At 54.6% G+C, this 16,366-nt stretch carries 13 protein-coding genes; 10 read left to right on the top strand and 3 right to left on the bottom strand.

Features of this window, described 5'->3' with window-relative positions; translation table 11 throughout:
• Positions 1–104 precede the first annotated feature (104 nt).
• The 3 genes from MYB54_RS02945 to rluA all read left to right on the top strand — a co-directional run bounded on the left by MYB54_RS02945 (position 105) and on the right by rluA (position 6,382).
• Complete coding sequence (locus tag MYB54_RS02945; protein WP_248721480.1) at positions 105–2,471, top strand: DNA polymerase II; 2,367 nt, start codon at positions 105–107, stop codon at positions 2,469–2,471.
• Between the two features lie 185 nt (positions 2,472–2,656).
• Complete coding sequence (gene rapA / locus MYB54_RS02940) at positions 2,657–5,560, top strand: RNA polymerase-associated protein RapA (RefSeq protein WP_248721479.1); 2,904 nt, start codon at positions 2,657–2,659, stop codon at positions 5,558–5,560.
• A 168-nt stretch (positions 5,561–5,728) separates the two neighbouring features.
• Positions 5,729–6,382: a bifunctional tRNA pseudouridine(32) synthase/23S rRNA pseudouridine(746) synthase RluA gene (gene rluA, locus MYB54_RS02935; protein WP_248721478.1), complete on the top strand. Its 654-nt coding sequence runs from the start codon at positions 5,729–5,731 to the stop codon at positions 6,380–6,382.
• An 83-nt stretch (positions 6,383–6,465) separates the two neighbouring features.
• On the opposite strand, the gene djlA is transcribed toward rluA, so the two are convergent.
• Complete coding sequence (djlA, locus tag MYB54_RS02930; RefSeq protein ID WP_014916686.1) at positions 6,466–7,356, bottom strand: co-chaperone DjlA; 891 nt, start codon at positions 7,354–7,356, stop codon at positions 6,466–6,468.
• A gap of 185 nt (positions 7,357–7,541) precedes the next feature.
• On the opposite strand from djlA, the gene lptD reads away from it, so the two are divergent.
• From lptD to apaH, 6 genes are all read left to right on the top strand, one after another.
• On the top strand, positions 7,542–9,905 hold the full coding sequence (lptD, locus tag MYB54_RS02925) for an LPS assembly protein LptD (RefSeq protein ID WP_248721477.1): 2,364 nt from the start codon (positions 7,542–7,544) through the stop codon (positions 9,903–9,905).
• Between the two features lie 102 nt (positions 9,906–10,007).
• Positions 10,008–11,303 (top strand): peptidylprolyl isomerase SurA, encoded by a 1,296-nt coding sequence (gene surA, locus MYB54_RS02920; RefSeq protein ID WP_039278231.1) that lies wholly within the window; start codon positions 10,008–10,010, stop codon positions 11,301–11,303.
• Positions 11,303–12,304: a 4-hydroxythreonine-4-phosphate dehydrogenase PdxA gene (pdxA, locus tag MYB54_RS02915; RefSeq protein ID WP_014916689.1), complete on the top strand. Its 1,002-nt coding sequence runs from the start codon at positions 11,303–11,305 to the stop codon at positions 12,302–12,304. The genes surA and pdxA overlap by 1 nt, the downstream gene beginning before the upstream one ends.
• Complete coding sequence (rsmA, locus tag MYB54_RS02910; RefSeq protein ID WP_014916690.1) at positions 12,297–13,115, top strand: 16S rRNA (adenine(1518)-N(6)/adenine(1519)-N(6))-dimethyltransferase RsmA; 819 nt, start codon at positions 12,297–12,299, stop codon at positions 13,113–13,115. The genes pdxA and rsmA overlap by 8 nt, the downstream gene beginning before the upstream one ends.
• A gap of 12 nt (positions 13,116–13,127) precedes the next feature.
• Positions 13,128–13,505 (top strand): Co2+/Mg2+ efflux facilitator ApaG/CorD, encoded by a 378-nt coding sequence (gene apaG, locus MYB54_RS02905; protein WP_010681750.1) that lies wholly within the window; start codon positions 13,128–13,130, stop codon positions 13,503–13,505.
• A gap of 2 nt (positions 13,506–13,507) precedes the next feature.
• Complete coding sequence (apaH, locus tag MYB54_RS02900; RefSeq protein ID WP_248721476.1) at positions 13,508–14,377, top strand: bis(5'-nucleosyl)-tetraphosphatase (symmetrical) ApaH; 870 nt, start codon at positions 13,508–13,510, stop codon at positions 14,375–14,377.
• Between the two features lie 40 nt (positions 14,378–14,417).
• Here the strand turns inward: apaH and MYB54_RS02895 are convergent, their stop codons facing one another.
• Both MYB54_RS02895 and MYB54_RS02890 read right to left on the bottom strand, forming a co-directional pair.
• Positions 14,418–14,612, bottom strand: a complete 195-nt coding sequence (locus MYB54_RS02895) for a hypothetical protein (protein ID WP_039501526.1) — start codon at positions 14,610–14,612, stop codon at positions 14,418–14,420.
• Between the two features lie 144 nt (positions 14,613–14,756).
• A complete protein-coding gene (locus MYB54_RS02890) occupies positions 14,757–15,278 on the bottom strand; it encodes a DMT family transporter (protein WP_206555338.1) in 522 nt (173 codons plus the stop codon).
• 110 nt (positions 15,279–15,388) lie between these two features.
• Here MYB54_RS02890 and MYB54_RS02885 point away from each other — a divergent pair, with 110 nt between their 5' ends.
• Positions 15,389–16,306 carry a LysR family transcriptional regulator gene (locus MYB54_RS02885; protein WP_248721475.1) on the top strand — a complete coding sequence of 306 codons (918 nt, stop codon included), beginning with the start codon at positions 15,389–15,391 and terminating at the stop codon, positions 16,304–16,306.
• Positions 16,307–16,366: the final 60 nt, after the last annotated feature.

Raw genomic sequence — 16,366 nt, 5'->3', positions numbered from 1 at the left:
AGTATGACGGGTATACAGGTGATGTCGCTGGACATCACCTGTATAAATAACCATACTTATCCTTACCATCTTTCCTTATCCCGCTCGCTATAAAAGGCCGCTTAGTGACTCAGGTTCGTCAGGGGTTTCTACTGACCCGCCACTGGAACGACACACCAGCTGGCACGCAGGTTGAATTCTGGCTGGCCACCGATGAGGGCCCGCTGCTCGCACGTCTGCCAGTACAGCAGGCCGTTGCCTTTATTCCCGCACAGCAGGAAGCCCGCGCAAGAACGCTCTTACAGCAGGAGAAACGCTGGCAGTTAAAACCGCTCGCCATGCAGGATTTCCACCATCAGCCGCTGCTGGGGCTGTATTGCCCGCAATACCGACAGCTGCTGCGGCTGGAGAAATTGCTGCGTGAAGGCGGCGTTCAGGTCTACGAAGCGGATATTCGCCCGACGGAACGCTTTTTGATGGAACGCTTTATCACCGCACCCGTGTGGTTTAGCGGCAACGCCGTTTCAGATAGCCTGCTGACGGACTCCCGCATGAAACCCAATCCTGATTACCGCCCGACGCTCAAGCTGGTGTCATTGGATATTGAGACCACCCGCCACGGCGAGCTTTACTGCATCGGGCTGGAAGGCTGCGGACAACGTCAGGTTTACATGCTCGGCCCACCGAACGGCACGCCTGCCGAGCACGAGGATTTTACGCTGGAGTACGTCGCCAGCCGCCCGTTGCTACTGGAAAAGCTGAATACCTGGATGCAGCAGCACGATCCCGATGCCATCATCGGCTGGAATCTGGTGCAGTTTGACCTGCGCGTCTTGCAGAAACATGCCGAGCGCTACAACATTCCGCTCAAGCTAGGGCGCAACGGTCAGGCGTTAGAATGGCGGGAGCACGGCTTTAAACAGGGGCATTTTTTTGCCAGCGCCACCGGCCGTTTGATTATCGACGGCATTGACGCGCTCAAATCCGCGACGTGGAATTTTGCCTCGTTTAGTCTGGAATTCGTCGCGCAGTCGCTGCTGGGGGAAGGCAAAGCAATCGATACGCCCTATCAGCGAATGGATGAAATCGACCGCCGTTTTGCTGAAGATAAACCGGCACTCGCGCGCTATAACCTGCAAGACTGCGAACTGGTCACGCGTATTTTCGACAAAACCGAGCTGCTGCCTTTCTTGCTGGAGCGCGCCAGCGTCACTGGTCTGGCGGCCGACCGCAGCGGCGGTTCCGTGGCGGCATTTTCCCACCTTTATTTACCGCGCATGCATCGCATGGGTTACGTCGCTCCGAATCTGGGTGACGTCGCACTTGAAGCCAGCCCCGGCGGATTTGTGATGGATTCACGTCCCGGCCTGTATGATTCAGTGCTCGTACTGGATTATAAGAGCCTCTACCCTTCCATTATCCGTACGTTCCTGATCGATCCGGTTGGGCTAGCGGTAGGAACGCAGAATCCAGACGCTCAGCACGCCGTCCCCGGCTTTCGCGGGGCGTGGTTCTCCCGCGAACAGCACTGCCTGCCGGCGATTGTTGAACAAATCTGGCAAGGGCGTGAAGCGGCGAAGCGTACTAACAATAAGCCACTGTCGCAGGCGCTAAAGATCATCATGAATGCCTTTTACGGGGTGCTGGGCGCAACAGGCTGCCGTTTCTTCGATCCGCGTCTCGCCTCCTCCATCACCCTACGCGGCCATGAAATCATGCGCAAAACGCGCGAGCTGATCGAGGAACAGGGCTATCAGGTGATTTATGGCGATACCGACTCCACCTTTGTCTGGCTGAAGCACGCGCATAGCGAAGAAGAAGCCGCAAAGATTGGCAACGCGCTGGTGCAGCACGTTAACCAATGGTGGACACAGCACCTGCAAGACACTCAGCAGTTGACCAGCGCGCTGGAGCTGGAGTTTGAAACGCATTTTCGCCGCTTCCTGATGCCAACGATTCGCGGCGCGGAACAAGGCAGTAAAAAGCGCTACGCCGGCATGATCGACACGCCACAAGGCGACAAGATGGTGTTCAAAGGGCTGGAAACCGTGCGCACCGACTGGACACCGCTGGCGCAGCAGTTTCAACAGCAGCTCTACCTGCTGATTTTTCAGCAACAGCCTTATCAGGACTGGCTGCGGGATTATGTCGACCGCACCCTGAATGGGGATTTTGACGATCTGCTGATCTACCGTAAACGGCTGCGCCGCCGGCTTGATGATTACCAGCGCAACGTGCCGCCTCACGCCAGAGCAGCGAAAATCGCCGATGACTATAACCGTCAGCAAGGACGACCGCTGCAATACCAAAACGGCGGCTGGATCAGCTATGTGATGACCGTCAACGGCCCCGAACCGCTGGAAACCCGGCATTCTCCGCTGGACTACCAGTTCTATGTAGAACGCCAGCTCCAGCCCGTCGCAGATGCCATTCTGCCTTTCCTGCACGACGATTTTGCTACACTGGTAACAGGTCAGATGGGTTTGTTTTAAATGGCAGATATTCATGTTTTTAAATGACAGGGGTTAATTCGCGCCACAGCAAGTTTGAGGGGTGACGAACGCACCGTCATCCATTACCATAACGCCCTTTCTGAATTTGCATCAGCAGCATTATCGGCACCCGATAATGTAATCAGACATTCCTCCGACACAGACGAACATCGAGCTAAGAATTTATGCCTTTTACACTTGGTCAGCGCTGGATCAGCGATACGGAAAGCGAACTTGGACTGGGAACGGTTGTTGCCGTCGATACGCGTATGATTACGCTGCTTTTCCCTGCCAGCGGTGAAAACCGACTTTATTCCCGCAGCGACGCTCCCATCACCCGCGTGATGTTCAATCCTGGCGACACCGTCACCAGCCATGAAGGCTGGCAGCTCAAAGTTGATGACGTGCGAGAAGAAAAAGGGTTGCTGGTGTATTGCGGCCAACGCCTGGACGATGAAACGTCGGCGGAACTGCGTGAAGTCTTCCTCGACAGCAAGCTGACGTTCAACAAACCGCAAGATCGCCTGTTCGCAGGGCAGATCGATCGTATGGATCGCTTTGCCCTGCGCTACCGCGCCCGCAAGCATCAGAACGAACAGGCGCTACAGCAGCAGATCGGATTGCGCGGCATGCGTGCCAGCCTTATCCCCCATCAGTTGCATATCGCTCATGAAGTCGGCCAACGCCACGCACCGCGCGTTTTGCTGGCGGACGAAGTCGGTCTGGGGAAAACCATTGAAGCCGGGATGATCATCCACCAGCAATTGCTGGCAGGTCGTGCCAGTCGCGTGCTGATTGTCGTACCGGAAACCTTGCAACATCAGTGGCTGGTCGAAATGCTGCGCCGCTTTAACCTGCTCTTCTCACTGTTTGACGACGAGCGCTATGCCGAAGCCAAGCTGGACAGCAGTAATCCGTTTGAAACCGAACAGTTGGTCATCTGTTCACTGGGATTTGTGCAACGCAGCGCCCAGCGCTTTGCGCAGCTCGTCAACGCCGACTGGGATCTGCTGGTGGTGGATGAAGCTCACCATCTGGTCTGGAGCGAAGAAAGCCCTAGCCCGGAATATCAGGCCATCGAAACGCTGGCACGCGCCACGCCGGCCGTTCTGCTCTTAACCGCGACGCCGGAACAGCTCGGCCAACAGAGCCACTTTGCGCGCTTACGCCTGCTCGATCCCAACCGTTTCCACGACTATCAGGAATTCGTTGCCGAACAGCAGCAGTACCGCCCGGTTGCCGATGCCGTCACGCTGTTGTTAGCGGGCGAAAAAGCCCAAACGGCTGAACTGAATGCGCTGAGCGATCTGCTGGGCGAACAGGATATCGAACCGCTGTTGAAAGCCATCAACAGTGACAGCGATGACAATCAGAAAGCGCGTCAGGAACTGATCACCATGTTGATGGATCGCCACGGTACCAGCCGTGTGCTGTTCCGTAACACGCGTCAGGGGGTTAAAGGCTTCCCGCAGCGTATCCTGCATCAAATCCGCCTGCCGCTGCCGGCGCAGTACCAAACGGCGATTAAAGTGTCCGGCATTATGAACGCGAATAAGGCGCTGGAAGTCCGCGCCCGCGACATGCTGTACCCGGAACAAATTTATCAGCAGCTCGAAGGGGACGATGCCACGTGGTGGAACTTCGATCCGCGCGTGGAATGGTTACTGAACTACCTGACTGCACACCGTGATGAAAAAGTGCTGGTGATCTGTGCACAGGCCGCCACCGCGCTACAGCTGGAGCAAGTGCTTCGCACGCGTGAAGCGATCCGCGCCGCCGTCTTCCATGAAGGGCTGTCGATTCTGGAGCGTGACCGCGCCGCCGCCTATTTTGCTTCTGAAGAAGAAGGCGCACAGGTGCTGATCTGTTCAGAGATCGGTTCCGAAGGCCGTAACTTCCAGTTCGCCAGCCATTTAGTGATGTTCGATCTGCCGTTCAACCCCGACCTGCTGGAGCAGCGTATTGGTCGTCTGGACCGTATCGGACAGGCCAAAGAAATTCAGATTATGGTGCCCTATCTGGAAAGCACCGCACAGGCGTTGCTGGTGCGCTGGTATCATGAAGGGCTGGACGCATTTGAGCACACCTGCCCGACAGGCCGTACCATCTATGATGCGCACCACACGCAGTTGATCGAGCGACTGACGACCGTTGGTGAACAGCAGGGACTGGATGAGTTTATCCATGTTTGCCGTCAACAGCACGACAGCCTGAAACAACAGCTTGAACAAGGCCGCGATCGCCTGTTGGAAATGCATTCTAACGGTGGCGAACAGGCTCAACTGCTAGCGCAGGCCATTGCCGAGCAGGATAATGACGTCAATCTGGTGACATTCGCCCTGAACCTGTTCGATATTGTTGGCATCAATCAGGAAGATCGCAGCGATAACCTGATCATCCTGACGCCATCCGATCATATGCTGGTGCCAGACTTCCCGGGCCTGCCGCAGGACGGCTGTACGATCACCTTCGATCGCGATCAGGCGCTCTCTCGCGAAGATGCACAGTTTATCAGTTGGGAACACCCGCTGATCCGTAACGGGCTCGATCTGGTGCTGTCCGGCGATACCGGAAGCTGCGCAGTGTCGCTGCTGAAAAATAAAGCGCTGCCGGTCGGCACATTGCTGGCAGAATTGGTTTACGTGGTGGAAGCGCAGGCACCGAAACACCTGCAACTGACTCGCTTCCTGCCGCCTACGCCGGTTCGCCTGCTGATGGACCGTAAAGGCACCAATCTGGCGGCACAGGTTGAGTTTGAAAGCTTCAACCGCCAGCTCAATGCGGTAAACCGCCATACGTCCAGCAAGCTGGTGAATGCCGTACAGCCTGATGTTCACGCCATGCTGCAACAGGCAGAAGCGCTGGTGGAAACGCAGGCGCGCCAGCTCATCGCCGAAGCTCAGGAGCAGGCTGACCTGCAATTGCGCCGCGAGCTGGAACGTCTGGAAGCGCTGAAAGCCGTCAACCCTAACATTCGTGAAGATGAGCTGACTGCACTGGAAAACCAGCGCGAGCAGGTGCTAAGCAACCTGCATGAAGCCAACTGGCGTCTGGATGCAATCCGTCTGGTTGTGGTGACGCATCAGTAAGCGTTGCTGACTGCGGTATCGGCATCGTGCTATACCGCAGCTATAAAGACATGTTGTTTGCAAAATCGAGATACACGGGCCTACCACGGGGCGAGGTCTCCCTGCGGGAACCTCATCCCCGTGTTCTCCCTAATATCACACATTATACGTTGCCTGAAAGGTGCTCCGATGGAACCCTATAATCCGCCTACCGATCCCTGGTTGCATATTCTGTATCAGGATCAGCACATCATGGTGGTGAATAAACCCAGCGGTCTGCTGTCGGTTCCCGGCCGCGCGCCAGAACACAAAGACAGCGTCATGAGCCGTATTCAGGCTGACTATCCGACCGCAGAATCTGTACATCGTCTGGATATGGCAACCAGCGGCGTGATTGCCGTCGCCCTCACGAAAGCCGCCGAACGCGAATTAAAGCGTCAGTTTCGCGAGCGTGAACCCAAGAAATCCTACCTTGCCCACGTCTGGGGACATATGGCACAGGATGAGGGCGTCATCGACCTGCCACTGATTTGCGACTGGCCGAACCGCCCGAAACAGAAAGTCTGCTTTGAAACAGGAAAAGCAGCGCAGACGGAGTATCAGGTACTTTCGCGTGACGCTGACGGTACAACACGCGTCAAGCTGATGCCGATTACCGGTCGCTCCCACCAACTGCGTGTTCACCTGCTCGCGCTAGGTCACCCTATCCTCGGCGATGGCTTTTATGCGCATCCCGATGCCAAAGCACTTGCCCCCCGCCTTTTACTGCACGCACAAGAACTGGCTATCACCCACCCTGAATTCAATACCCCAATGCACTTTCGTTGCGAAGCGGATTTTTGAGGCAGATATGCCGACGGTATTTGCAAATCGGTGTTTGCTGGAGCGGTAAAACAGGGAAGGAGTAAGAAGAGGAAGGATGCGGATTATTTTGTCTGATTCGCGCTTTTCAGCAGTTCATAGGCGGCCTGAATATCCTGCGCTTTGCGCTTGGCCATCTCCATCATCCTCGGCGAAAGCTTCTTGGCGACCAGCTTATCGGGATGATGCTCGCTCATGAGTTTGCGGTAGGCACGCTTAATCGTCACGGCGTCATCACTGCTGCGCACGCCTAGCGTACGACAGGCACTTTCGACCGTTGGCCCACGCGGCGGTGAAGCCGGGCGTTGGCCGCCATAAGAGTGTCCGTTGGAGTAGCCCCCACTGGAATGGCCGTTACTGCGTCGTTGATGCGATTTACCGTTCTGGCGTGACTGATTCTGCCGCGACTGTTGCCCCGTGCTACTTTCCATATTCCGCAAAAAGAACTCAAACTGCTCGCGCGTTACGCCCAGCTCATCGGCAATCACATACAACACGCGTCGTTCATTTGGATGCAAAACGCCATCAACAAACGCGACCTGAAGCTGAATTTCCAGAAACATCTTAATTAAATCAAAACGTCCCAGACAGGCATCGCGTAGCTTGCGTAATTTTATTCGCAGAGGGAAATGACTGGTCTTTCCTTCACGGAAAGCCCGTTGAGCGGCGGTTCTGGCCTCACCAAACAGCTCAAGGCGATCCATCATTTTGGTTGCAATCTTGATATCGGCTTCCGTCACCCGGCCTTTGGATTTGGTCAGGTGTCCCATGGCCTGAAAGGTCGTGAGAAAGAACAATGACTGACGGGTAGACTGAGCGGAGAAATAGTCACGGCGACGCGATGCCCGAGCTTTGTCAATCCAATGCCCCATCAGTAAGCCCATGATCATTCCCCAGATGCCAGCGCTTGAGACGATTCCCAGCGCCAACCCCAGCAACTTTCCCCAATACCGCATATACTCCTCAAATCCTCATGCCGTCAGCCAAAAATTGCTTTATCATACCTGTCATTTATCTTTGCACCTAACGGCGGTGCGTATAGGCGGTGGGGATTTAACACTGGCGCAACGCTAACGAGTGATATAGTCTCTGACCGTTTGCCGGCATGATGCCCCTGATGACGGAACACCTGATACCACGTATGAAAAAAAGTTTCCCAACTCTGCTGGCCACTCTGGTTTGGTCGGCGCTTTACAGCCAGCACGCGCTGGCCGATCTCGCTGAACAGTGCATGCTGGGTGTACCTACGTACAACAGACCGCTGGTAACAGGCGATCCTAATCAGTTGCCGGTCAATATTCAGGCCGACAAAACCGAAGCCAACTATCCCGACAACGCCAAATTCACCGGCAATGTTAACATCCAGCAGGGCAACAGCGTCATGACCGCCGAACAGGTGGAACTGAACCAGCTGGATCCGATAACGCAGGGTAGCGCGCCTACGCGTACCATTACTGCGACGGGAAATGTCCACTACGACGACAATCAGGTTATCCTGAAAGGCCCTAAAGCCTGGGCCAACCTGAACACCAAAGATACCGACGTCTATGAAGGCGACTATCAGATGGTGGGCCGTCAAGGGCGTGGTTCCGCCGACAAAATGAAAATGCGTGACAGCAATCGCTACACCATTCTGGAAAACGGCTCCTTCACTTCCTGTCTGCCGGGAGATAATAGCTGGAGTGTCGTCGGTTCGGAAGTGATTCAAGACAGAGAAGAGCAGGTTGCTGAAATCTGGAACGCACGTTTCAAGATTGCTGGCGTACCTGTGTTCTATAGCCCGTATTTACAGCTTCCTATCGGCGATAAACGACGCTCTGGCTTCCTGATCCCCAATGCGAAATATGGTAGCAGCAATGGCTTCGAACTGCTGACGCCCTATTACTGGAATATTGCCCCTAATTTTGACGCCACGATCACACCGCATCTGCAAACTAAACGTGGTATGCAGTGGCAGAACGAATTCCGCTACCTGACCACACCAGGCCTTGGTGTCATTCAGTTCGACTGGCTGCCCAGCGACAATGAATATGCCAAAGTCTCCCCGCAAGATAGTAACGATACCCGCTGGCTGTTCCACTGGGGTCATAGCGGCGTGATGGATCAGGTATGGCGTTTTAACGCCGATTACACGAAAGTCAGCGACGATCGCTACTTCACCGATCTGGAGTCGAATTACGGTTCAACTACCGATGGCTACGTTACCCAAAAATTCAGTGCGGGCTATGCGAACCAAAACTGGAACACCTCGCTGTCCACCAGACAATTCCAGGTCTTTTCCAATGCGACCAGCCGTGATGTCTACCGTGCTGAGCCGCAGCTCGATATCAATTATTACCAGAATGATATCGGCCCGATTGATATGCACCTTTATGGTCAGGCGGTAAAATTTACCAACGTCAACGACAATCGGCCGGAAGCGACACGTCTGCACGCTGAGCCAACGCTGAATCTCCCGCTGGCAAACCGCTGGGCCAGTCTGAATACCGAAGCCAAGCTGTTAGCGACGCACTATCAACAGGACAATCTGGATCGCTATCGCGCCGATCCTACCGTCACCGACGTCAATAAAAACGCGCTCCAGAGCTCCGTTAACCGTGTCATGCCGCAATATAAAGTGGATGGCAAAATGGTCTTTGAGCGCGAAATGGACTGGTCGCAGGCCTATACCCAGACGCTGGAACCTCGCGCGCAATATCTCTATGTCCCCTATCGCGATCAGAGCGGCATTCATACCTATGACTCCACGCTGATGCAGACCGACTATTCCGGCCTGTTCCGCGATCGCAGCTACAGCGGCCTGGATCGCATCGCGTCCGCGAACCAGATTGCGACCGGTGTCACTACGCGTATTTATGATGATGCGCTGGTTGAACGTTTTAACGCTTCTATTGGTCAAATCTATTACTTTGATCGTCCACGTACCGGTGACCGCAATACGTCACTCGATAAAAGCGACAACAACGGCAGCCAGGTGTGGGCCGGTGACTCCTTCCTGAAAATCGATGACAGGTGGGGCGTTCGCGGGGGTCTGCAATATGACAATCGTCTGAACGAAGTCGCGCTGGGCGACGCCGTGTTAGAATACCGTCGCGATGCGGAACGTCTGGTGCAGTTGAACTACCGTTACGCCAGCCCTGAATACATTCGCGACATGCTGCCGAACGTAACAAATCAGGGTTCTCAGCAAGGTATTTCGCAGGTCGGTATCACCGCGAGCTGGCCGATCGTCGAACGTTGGGCGGTGGTTGGGGCTTATTATTACGACACCAAGGCTAATCAGCCAGCAAATCAGCTGATTGGGCTGCAGTACAATACCTGCTGTTGGGCCGTGAGCGTTGGTTATGAACGTAAAATTACCGACTGGAACAGCGCCAGCCGCAGCAGCGAATACGACAACAAAGTGTCATTTAATATCGAATTACGTGGTCTAAGCAGCAATTACAGTCTGGGTTCCGAAAAAATGCTTCGCTCGGGTATTTTGCCTTACCAGCGCGCATTCTGATGCAATACGGAGTGCTTAGCCGATAAGGATGTGGCAAACAGGCTGTCTCACTGAAACGTTGGAACTTTTAACCCGCCTTGCGGATGAAATAATGGGAAAGGTATGAAGAACTGGAGAACGCTTATTCTCGGATTGGCACTGAGTGCCTCTACCGCGTTCGCAGCACCACAGGTGGTTGATAAAGTCGCAGCAGTGGTCGACAACAGCGTCGTGTTGGAAAGTGATGTAAACAGTCTTTTGCAGTCGGTAAAACTGAACGCCCAGCAGGCCGGGCAACAGTTGCCGGATGACGCCACGCTGCGTCATCAGATTACCGATCGCCTGATCATGGATAACATCATCCTGCAAATGGCGCAGAAGATGGGTATCCAGGTGACGGATGAGCAGCTGAATCAGGCGATTACCAATATTGCCGCTCAGAACCGGATGTCTCTGGACCAGTTAAAAAGCCAGTTGGCTTATGAAGGTCTGAACTACAACACCTACCGTAACCAGATTCGCAAAGAGATGCTGATTTCGGAAGTGCGTAACAACGAAGTCCGCCGTCGCATTACCGTGCTGCCACAGGAAGTCGATACGCTGGCTAAGCAAATCGCCACCCAGACCGGTGAAAACGATGAACTGAATCTGAGCCACATTCTGATCCCATTACCAGAAAACCCGACTCAGCAGCAGGTTGATGAAGCGGAAAATCTGGCAACGTCGCTGGTGAAACAAATCAATGAAGGCGCGGATTTTGGCAAGTTGGCCATTACCTATTCTGCGGATCCTCAGGCGCTGAAAGGCGGCCAAATGGGCTGGGGCAAGTTGCAAGAGATCCCAACGCTGTTTGCTGAACGCTTAACACAGGCGCAGAAAGGTCAGGTCGTTGGCCCGATCCGTTCTGGTGTGGGTTTCCACATTCTGAAAGTGAACGATATTCGCGGCGGTAACAAAAGCGTATCGGTAACCGAAACGCATGCTCGCCATATTCTGATCAAGCCGTCTGTCGTCATGACGGACAGCCAGGCGCAAGCCAAGCTGGCCGAAGTGGCACAGCAGATCAAAAACGGCAGCACCGATTTCGCCTCACAAGCCAAACTGCTCTCTCAGGATCCAGGTTCAGCGAATCAGGGCGGCGACCTTGGCTGGGCTTCTCCAGATATGTACGATCCGGCCTTCCGCGATGCGTTGTTGAAACTGAAGAAAGGCGAAATCAGTCAGCCTGTTCATTCCTCTTTTGGCTGGCACCTGATTCAGTTGCTAGACACCCGTCAGGTTGATAAAACCGACGCGGCGCAAAAAGAGCAAGCGTACCGTATGATCTTTAATCGTAAATTCGCTGAAGAAGCGCAAACCTGGATGCAGGAACAGCGTGCAGCGGCCTATGTCAAAGTGATTAATGGTGCCAGTAACTAATGCAGACTGAGAGCAATACGCCACGCGTTGTGATCACCCCCGGCGAACCCGCCGGGATTGGCCCCGATCTGGTGATTGCTCTGGCTCAGCAGGCCTGGCCTGTAGAGCTCGTGATCTGTGCGGATCCTGACCTGTTACTCAGTCGCGCATTACAGCTGTCTATGCCGCTGACGCTACGTGACTATCAACCCGGCCAGCCCGCACAGCCACAACAGGCGGGTAGCCTGACCATTCTGCCGATCGCCGCACCAGCAACCATCATTCCAGGCCAATTGAATGTCGCTAACAGCGCTTATGTCGTTGAAACGTTGGCGCGTGCTTGTGATGGCTGCCTGAACGGTGAATTCGCCGCGCTGATTACCGGCCCGGTGCATAAAGGCATTATCAACGATGCCGGCGTTCCCTTCAGCGGACACACTGAGTTTTTCGCCGATCGCAGCCGCTGTGACCGTGTCGTCATGATGCTGGCAACAGAAGAACTGCGCGTTGCCTTAGCGACCACGCATCTTCCGCTTGCAGCCGTTTCTGCGGCGATTACCCGCCAGAGCCTGCACGAAGTCATCACGATTTTGCATCATGATTTGCAGACAAAATTCGGCATCGCTCAACCGCAAATCTATGTGTGTGGGCTAAATCCTCATGCCGGTGAAGGCGGCCATATGGGCCGTGAAGAGCTGGATGTGATTAACCCAGCGCTGGACGAACTCCGGCAGCAGGGCATCACGCTGGTTGGGCCGTTGCCTGCCGACACGCTTTTCCAGCCAAAGTATCTGCAACACGCTGACGCCGTTTTGGCGATGTATCACGATCAAGGGCTCCCGGTTCTGAAATATCAGGGCTTCGGGCGCGCCGTTAATATCACGCTGGGGTTACCTTTTATTCGTACGTCGGTCGATCACGGTACAGCGCTTGAGCTGGCCGCAACCGGCAGCGCCGACCCCGGCAGCTTCATCACGGCATTAAATCTTGCCATTAAAATGATAAAACACAGTAATGAATAATCGCGTACACCAAGGTCACTTCGCCCGTAAACGTTTTGGGCAAAACTTTTTAAACGATCACTTCGTGATCGATAGCATCGTTTCGGCGATTCATCCTCAACCGGGTCAAGCGATCGTCGAGATCGGTCCCGGCCTCGGCGCGTTGACCGCGCCCGTTGGCGAACGGATGGATCGTTTTACCGTTATAGAGCTGGATAGGGATCTGGCAGCGCGCCTGGAAACGCATCCGACGCTGAAAGACAAGCTGACGATTATTCAGCAAGATGCCATGACGATCGATTTCGCCGCGCTCGCTGAACAGGCTGGGCAACCGCTGCGTGTTTTCGGCAACCTGCCGTATAATATTTCCACACCGCTGATGTTCCACTTGTTCACCTATACTCAATCTATCCGCGACATGCACTTTATGTTGCAGAAAGAGGTGGTTAACCGCTTGGTGGCAGGGCCGAACAGTAAAGCCTTCGGACGCCTGAGCGTCATGGCACAGTATTATTGTCAGATAATCCCAGTGCTTGAAGTACCACCAGAGGCATTCAAGCCCGCGCCTAAAGTTGATTCCGCCGTAGTGCGACTCGTTCCTCATGCCGAGATCCCCTACCCGGTCAGCGACATTCGCGTGCTGAGCCGCATCACAACGGAAGCGTTTAACCAGCGCCGTAAGACACTGCGTAACAGTCTGGGCAACCTGTTCACCCCGGAAATTCTCACCGAGCTGGGAATCGATGTCTCCAGCCGCGCAGAGAATGTGACCGTTGAACAATATTGCCGATTGGCGAACTGGTTGAGCGAGCATCCTGCAAAACAGGAATAACTGGAGTTCATCATGATTAATGCGCCCCGTGTTTGTGTACAGGTTCAGAGCTTCTACGTGGAATCACAGTCGGAGCCTGATGAAGAACGTTTCGTGTTTGCTTACACGATTACGGTTCGCAATCTGGGGCGTCATGAAGTCCAGCTTTTGGGACGCTATTGGCTGATCACCAATGGTAACGGTCGCCAGACTGAAGTTCAGGGTGAAGGCGTCGTCGGCGAACAGCCGATTATCCAGCCCGGCGGCGAATTCCAATATACCAGCGGTGCCGTCATCGAAACGCCTCTCGGCACGATGGAAGGCCACTACCATATGGTTGACCATCAGGGTAAAGCGTTTCAGGTTTCCATCCCCGTTTTCCGTCTGGCTATTCCTTCACTGATACATTAATTATGTCTACCTATTTAGTTGGCGATGTTCACGGCTGTTTCGTGGAACTTAATGCGCTATTGGCGCAAGTTTCCTTTAATCCAGAGCAAGATACGCTCTGGCTAACTGGCGATTTAGTCGCACGCGGGCCGGATTCCCTCCAGGTTCTACGCTTTGTTCGCTCCCTCGGTTCCTCTGTTCGCATGGTGCTTGGCAATCACGATCTGCACCTGCTAGCCGTTTATGCAGGCATCAGCCGCAACAAGCCGAAAGATCGGCTCAACGAGCTCCTTACCGCACCCGATGCCGACGAGCTCATCAACTGGCTACGTCGCCAGCCGATCTTGCAGGTTGATGAAGAGCTGAAGCTGGTGATGGCGCACGCGGGCATCACACCGCAGTGGGATCTGCCGACGGCGCTCATGTGCACACGCGAAGTCGAATCGATCCTGAGCAGCGACAGCTACCCGCTTTTCCTCGATGCCATGTATGGCGATATGCCGAACCACTGGAGCCCAGAGCTCAGCGGTCTGGCCCGTCTACGCTTTAGCACCAATGTCTTTACCCGTATGCGCTACTGCTTCTCTGGTGGGCAGTTGGATATGCTGTGTAAAGAGCCGCCGAGTCAGGCCCCTTCTCTGCTAAAACCGTGGTTTGAGCTGCCGAGTCAGGTTACTGGGGAATACGCGATTGCGTTCGGACACTGGGCCTCGCTGGAAGGGAAAGGCACGCCGGAAAACATTTACGCGCTGGATACCGGGTGCTGTTGGGGGGGAGAACTGACTATGCTACGTTGGGACGATAAGCGCTATTTCACGCAACCGTCGCTTTCATCAAACACGTCATCAAATACCGAGCTTTCTGGCGATAGCGCGCCCTTATCGGGTGAGTAAAGGCTCGAAAGCCGTTGCCCCATCCCCAACCGTGCCAGAGTCATAGAAAGGGGAAAGTCGTCTCAGACTGAACCTTTTTGGATGACGGTACGGCCAACGCCTCGGCGGGAATCGACCAGATGCCACCGCCAAGAAACCCGGACAGGCCGACAGCTTCTACGCCGCCTGACGGCAATTCACGGCGGCTTGGATCGCTCAGGCGGTCAGTATTCAGATTACGGTTTCTATTCGTCATGCTTACTGTCTCCTATCTATCAAATACAGCGGCTTAACGACATCTCAATTGAACGACGGAAGCCGCTACTCGTTTTCATACTAGCGATGATAGATGACGGAAATGTGACCCATTTCCGCTAATAAGTGGAGAATTCATCTCTCACTATGGCTGCTGGTGGGTTGCCGCGGTCGATTTTGTCAGCGGTTGAGAAGCCGCAGAATATTGCACCACCAGCATCCCCATCACGATTAACGCGACACCCGCGATTCGCCCCAGCGTCGCAGGCTTCACCGCCAACCCCATCAAACCAAAGTGATCGATGATCAGCGATGCCACAACCTGCCCAACAATCACGCAGACAATAAAACCTGAGGCTCCGAGCTTTGGCGTCAGCAATAAGGCGGCGGTGATATAAGCCACGCCCGCCACGCCGCCCAGCCAGATCCACCACGGCCCCTGCAAGGCATTACCCAGTGCTGGCATGGGCACCCGAGCAGCAAACAGAATCGGCAACAGCACGCAGATGCTGACCAGCAGGGACACCAGCGTTGCCCAAAGTGGATGGCCTAACGAGCGCCCCAGCATCGCATTACTGGCGGCCTGAAAAGGCACAATGCTCCCGGCGAATACCGCAATACCCAGCGGCAGCAATAATGAGAGAGAAAAAGAAGAGAATAACGACATGGAGCCCCCTGATTCACAATATAAGTTCACAACGTAATTGGGATGTTCCAATACTCCATCATCCATTAAACTGATGGAAATTCGTAATTCATACGGAAGACATTCACAGAATGGATGATTTACGTCGTATCGATATGAATCTGCTGCTAACGCTTCATGCGCTGTTGACGGAAAAACACGTCACGCGGGCGGCACTGCGCTTGCACCGCAGCCAGCCTGCCGTCAGCCATTCACTAGCACAGCTTCGCCAGATTTTTAACGATCCGCTGTTAGTCCGACGTGAAGTCGGTCTGACGCTGACGACCCGTGCACAGGCGCTACTCGGCCCGCTGGAACTCGCGCTTGATCAACTAAATGGCCTCATACAAGCTCCGCAGTTCGATCCGCGCCATAGCACGCGACATTTCCGTTTGGCGCTTTCTGATTACGGTACGAATGCCGTTTTGCCAACGCTCATGCGGCATCTACGCGTGCAGGCTCCCGGCGTTTCGCTGGCCGTCAGTCATGCTGGCCGTGAAATGATGCTGGCACAGTTAATTGATGGAGAAATCGATTTAGGCCTCGGCGTATTTCCTGAACGCCCGTCTGAAGTACACGCCGAGCTTCTCTTTGAAGAACAGTTTGCCTGTCTGGCCGACCGCGTCACGCTGCCGGAAAACGGTACGCTATCGTTTGAGGCATGGCTGGAACGCCCACATGTTCTGGTCACCATGCATCCCGATTCAGCCAATGAAGTGGACAGCGCGCTTGCTGCAAGCGGCCTGTCGCGCAATGTCGTGCTGACGCTGCCCCACTGGCACGCCGCCATCAATCTCATTGCCGGTACTGACCTGATTTTAACTGCCGCACGGCGCAGCATGGCCCACATCACTACGCCAGATTTGCACATTTTTCCGCCTCCTTTCGCGATACCCAACTTTGACTTCCAGCAGGTGTGGCATACGCGACGCGAGAGCGATCCTGCGCATCGCTGGCTGCGACACGCCATTTGGGAAAGCTGTCAGGCGGGGGAAGTAAACATCGGGTAAGAAAACGAAAAAACCCGCCACAAAGGCGGGTTTAGCGGGTCATCGACAGAACGTTATCGC

The sequence above is a fragment of the Pectobacterium nicotianae genome (assembly GCF_023272715.1).
Lineage (GTDB): Bacteria > Pseudomonadota > Gammaproteobacteria > Enterobacterales > Enterobacteriaceae > Pectobacterium > Pectobacterium brasiliense.
The sequence above is the reverse complement of the archived record's forward strand: the minus strand, read 5'-3'. Positions and strand labels throughout refer to the sequence as shown.

Bases quoted from the DNA above. Each gene is read 5' to 3' on its own strand.
- rapA (WP_248721479.1), top strand. From the start codon at position 2,657: ATGCCTTTTACACTTGGTCAGCGCTGGATCAGCGATACGGAAAGCGAA.
- apaH (WP_248721476.1), top strand. From the start codon at position 13,508: ATGTCTACCTATTTAGTTGGCGATGTTCACGGCTGTTTCGTGGAACTT.
- MYB54_RS02895 (WP_039501526.1), bottom strand. From the start codon at position 14,612: ATGACGAATAGAAACCGTAATCTGAATACTGACCGCCTGAGCGATCCA.
- pdxA (WP_014916689.1), top strand. From the start codon at position 11,303: ATGCAGACTGAGAGCAATACGCCACGCGTTGTGATCACCCCCGGCGAA.
- djlA (WP_014916686.1), bottom strand. From the start codon at position 7,356: ATGCGGTATTGGGGAAAGTTGCTGGGGTTGGCGCTGGGAATCGTCTCA.
- MYB54_RS02885 (WP_248721475.1), top strand. From the start codon at position 15,389: ATGGATGATTTACGTCGTATCGATATGAATCTGCTGCTAACGCTTCAT.
- rsmA (WP_014916690.1), top strand. From the start codon at position 12,297: ATGAATAATCGCGTACACCAAGGTCACTTCGCCCGTAAACGTTTTGGG.
- lptD (WP_248721477.1), top strand. From the start codon at position 7,542: ATGAAAAAAAGTTTCCCAACTCTGCTGGCCACTCTGGTTTGGTCGGCG.
- MYB54_RS02890 (WP_206555338.1), bottom strand. From the start codon at position 15,278: ATGTCGTTATTCTCTTCTTTTTCTCTCTCATTATTGCTGCCGCTGGGT.
- rluA (WP_248721478.1), top strand. From the start codon at position 5,729: ATGGAACCCTATAATCCGCCTACCGATCCCTGGTTGCATATTCTGTAT.
- surA (WP_039278231.1), top strand. From the start codon at position 10,008: ATGAAGAACTGGAGAACGCTTATTCTCGGATTGGCACTGAGTGCCTCT.
- apaG (WP_010681750.1), top strand. From the start codon at position 13,128: ATGATTAATGCGCCCCGTGTTTGTGTACAGGTTCAGAGCTTCTACGTG.